Genomic DNA, 600 nt, shown 5'->3' with positions numbered 1-600 from the left:
CGTCACCACTGTCCGCGGCTTCGGCTTGCAGTACCGCCAACAACTCGATGTTCTGTTCGGCGTGAGCGGCGATCACCACTTCACCAATGGAACTGCCATGGGTTGGGGAAAACAGTGCGGTGCCTGGCTCGGGCAGCTCGGTGGTGTCGAGTTGCAGGCGATACAACCGACGCTTGAGTTTGCCCAGGTACTGCATGCGCGCGACGATTTCCTGGCCGGTGTAACAACCTTTCTTGAAGCTCACGCCGCCCACCGCTTGCAGGTTGAGCATTTGCGGAATGAACAGTTCGCGGGTTTGCGGCATGACCTGGCCGATGCCGGCGCGGATCTGCCCGAGCAGCCACTGGTTCAGATTGCCTTCAGGCAGCAATGCGGCCAGCGTGTTGCGCAAGGTGTCGGCCTGAGTKGCCGCCGCCCAGAGTTCGACGCGATCGGATGACACACGAATGGCAATCAGGTCGCCCGCGCGAGCAACTGCGCCGTCTTCCCGGGGAAGCGCCAGGCCCAGGCCGGACAGGACGGCTTCTGCGTGCTGCAGGCCGAAGCGAATCCAGGCGGCGCTTTCGTCGGTCAACTTGGATTTGGAGAACACCGCGTACT

The 600-nt window shown here is 62.4% G+C and carries 1 protein-coding gene; it reads right to left on the bottom strand.

Annotated features, from left to right (window positions below):
- On the bottom strand, positions 1-600 hold a 600-nt coding region (gene ygfZ / locus AC1DH9_RS30510; RefSeq protein WP_477809501.1), incomplete at both ends, for a CAF17-like 4Fe-4S cluster assembly/insertion protein YgfZ.

Source organism: Pseudomonas sp. 05T35 (genome assembly GCF_056396605.1).
The sequence above is the reverse complement of the archived record's forward strand: the minus strand, read 5'-3'. Positions and strand labels throughout refer to the sequence as shown.